This is a genomic window from Agriterribacter sp. (genome assembly GCF_035444585.1).
In the GTDB taxonomy this organism is placed as follows: domain Bacteria; phylum Bacteroidota; class Bacteroidia; order Chitinophagales; family Chitinophagaceae; genus Agriterribacter.
Genome location: NZ_DAOMOZ010000343.1, coordinates 1 through 3,074, shown reverse-complemented (window position 1 = coordinate 3,074; position 3,074 = coordinate 1). Strand labels below are relative to the sequence as shown.

The following is a 3,074-nucleotide window of genomic DNA, read 5'->3' as shown; positions in this document are numbered from 1 at the left end:
GAAGATACCGTTGCGGAGCGGAGCATCAAACTACCCCTGATCATCAAAAAAACGGAGGTGGCGGCATGAGCAGTTGGATAAAACCTACGGTTTTGCAGGTATATTCCTTTAGCATGTCTATGCCGCTTATAGCTTTTGTACTGAATTATATTATTTATGACGAACGGATATTTAAAGATATTAAGGTTTGGCTGATCTCTTTTCCGCTGGTATTTATTCTGGGCTTCCTTTCCTGGTCGGGACACGTTGCCATTGGCAATGCAATAAGAAAGCGATACCCCGGGCTTGAGCAGTCAAAGTTAAGGATCATGCTTTTGGTTTTTGCTATTATTCCCTTCATGTCTTTGTCTATAGTGCTGATCTTTTTGCTTTACAACCAGGTGGGCGTACTGGGTTACCAACTGGCAGAAAGTGATCTGAAGGCCGGGTTGCTGGTGGGTTTTAGTGTAAACCTGATCTTTGAAACGCTTTTTGAAGCAGATTATGCCTTGGGAAAATACAAGGAAAGCGTTGAGGAAAAGAACAGGATAGGAGAGCTCGCCGTTCAGCAGGAGTTCGATACGCTGAAAAGCCAGGTTAATCCTCACTTTCTGTTTAACTGCTTTAATACCTTGTCGTCGCTGATCACGGAAGACAGGCAAAAAGCGGAAAGCTTTCTGAATGAGCTCAGCAAGGTATACCGGTACTTACTCAGGAATAACGAAGACGGAGTGAGCACCGTAGAAAATGAAATAAAGTTCATTCAGTCGTATTATCAGCTTTTGCGTACCCGCCACGGCGAAGCCGTGCAACTGAATATTGAAATTGATAAACGGTACAACCCTTATTTGCTGCCTTCTTTAACATTGCAACTGCTTGTGGAAAACGTGGTGAAGCACAATTCGCTGTCAAAAAACTACCCGGTGGTTATTGATATTTTTACCACTGCAGGCAATAAGCTGGTGGTCAACAATAATCTCCGGCACCGGGTAGTAAAAATTAAAGGTACCCGGGTAGGGCTGGATAATATCCGGGCCAAGTATAAATTGCTGAATAAAGAAGGATTTCAGGCAATGTCTGACGAAAGGAATTTTACGGTGATACTTCCCCTGATATGGAGCAGCGCCGTTGAAAATAAAACCTTAAACACGAACAAAATAAAGCCACAGTAATATGAAAATTCTTATTGTAGAAGATGAAGACCTCGCAGTAAAAAAGCTGAAAAAAGTATTGTCGGGGCTTGATGTTTCGTATGAAATAGCCGGTGTAACAGATAGCATTAAATCTACTGCGGCATGGCTTGGGGAAAACGAAACGCCCGACCTGATCCTCATGGATATAGAGCTGGCGGATGGTCAGAGCTTTGAGCTGTTCAATATAGCAGAGGTGAAGAGCCCCGTTATATTTACTACTTCCTACGATGAGTATGCATTAAAGGCTTTTAAGGTTAACAGCGTAGATTATTTGCTAAAGCCTATACAAAAAGAAGAATTGCAGGCCGCTCTGGATAAGTACAAAAAATTGCAATCTTCCTATAATAATAAAGCAGGCGATGCCCATATGAGTATTGACAGCATTGTAAAAGAGCTGCAGCGCAAATTTCAGCCCAAAGAATACCGTAAGCGGTTTTTGGTAAAGCAGGCACAGAAGCTGGTTAGTATTGATGTGGAAGACATAGCCTATTTCTATAGTGACGGGCGGCTGAATTTCTTTAAAACCAGCGATAATAAAAAGTACATTGTGGACTACACGATGGATGAGCTGGAAGATATGCTGGATGCGGAGGTGTATTTCCGGATCAGCCGTTCCTTTTACGTGTCCATAGGCTGTATAGACCAGATACATGACTATTTCGGTAACCGCCTGATCCTGCACCTCACGCCTGGTGTAGATAAGGAAGCGATCGTAAGCCGCGAAAAAGTAACCGCGTTTAAAAAGTGGATGGGTAAATAATTATTCATTTGCCCTGATCTTCAGGATAACCATGGAGTAGGTTTTGTCGAAATGCGCTTTCATTGTGGCTTGGGCTTCTTCCATCCGCTTAAGCAGCGCCGGCATGTGTAAAAGACTGTTGAGCTGCTGTATATCGTATGCTGCGTTGTCGAACTGGATGGTACAGGTGATATGCATTTTCTCCAGCCCGAAATGTATCCGGCTGTTTTGGGCGCCCCACTGAATGATGGTATTAATAACCGTTTTGAACAACAGGAAAAATTCAATGCGGCGCTTCATATTCAGTTCCAGGCGCTTCACTTTTTTATCAACCAGCAGCTCAATTTGTGTGGCATACCTGTTTTTTAACGCGTCGGTATACTCCATCGTGCGGTCTATGATTTTCCGCATGCTGTCATTATCCGGATCAATGCCCCAGAGCATATCATCCATCGCAATGATCATATGATGACTTTTTGCATGGATCTGCTCCAGGTACTCTATTGATTTTGCGGGATCTTTATTGGCTTTCAGCTTGGCTATTTCGCTCAGTATGTTAATATTATTTAGGGCTGTATTTACTTCTTCATGCAGGTTATCCGCGATGTCGCTGCGCATTTTTTGCATACTTTCCTTTCTCTTCATTCTCTCTTTATCGAGCCAGTATATAATGCCGCCTGCCAGCAATGCCAGTATACAATAAAACATCCAGGTTTGCCAGAAAGGGGAATGTACAACGATTTTAAGCTGGGTGGTTTTGGGGCTTAACAATTCGTCAGCATTTTCTGCTATTACGTTAAAAGTATAGCTGCCGGGAGGGAGATAATTATAAACCGCTTCATTTACTTCGCTTGCTTTTTTCCACTCAGCGTCAATATTTTCCAGCTTATAGTAATACGATAATTTATTCCTGTTAAAATAGCTCAGCGAGGAAAAACCAATAGTAATGGAATTTTGTGAAGGCGACAGTTCTATACTGCCGAGCTGCAATAAGGAATCAACGGAAAGCGGCCTGTTAAGCAGCCTGAACCCGGTAATGTTCACAATGCCCGGGGGTGAATTGGTTTGTATTGCATCGGGGTCAAAAACGAGGAAATCGTTTGATGTGCCAAACAGCATTCTTCCGTTGGGCAAATAGTGGGAGGCGATATCGAAGTTATCAT

The 3,074-nt window shown here is 43.0% G+C and carries 3 protein-coding genes; 2 read left to right on the top strand and 1 reads right to left on the bottom strand.

The annotated features are described in order from the left end of the window. Together PLH26_RS21235 and PLH26_RS21230 are read left to right on the top strand one after the other, a co-directional pair. Positions 1 to 1,151: sensor histidine kinase (locus PLH26_RS21235; protein ID WP_324588020.1), on the top strand; the 1,151-nt coding region annotated here is incomplete at its 5' end. 1 nt (position 1,152) lies between these two features. Then, entirely contained in the window at positions 1,153 to 1,932 is a 780-nt protein-coding gene (locus tag PLH26_RS21230; protein WP_324588019.1) for a LytR/AlgR family response regulator transcription factor, read from the top strand. Here the strand turns inward: PLH26_RS21230 and PLH26_RS21225 are convergent. Then, positions 1,933 to 3,074: triple tyrosine motif-containing protein (locus PLH26_RS21225; RefSeq protein WP_324588018.1), on the bottom strand; the 1,142-nt coding region annotated here is incomplete at its 5' end.

What these genes read in the sequence shown, in the direction of transcription:
- PLH26_RS21230 (WP_324588019.1), top strand. Translation starts at nt 1,153, where the DNA reads ATGAAAATTCTTATTGTAGAAGATGAAGACCTCGCAGTAAAAAAGCTG.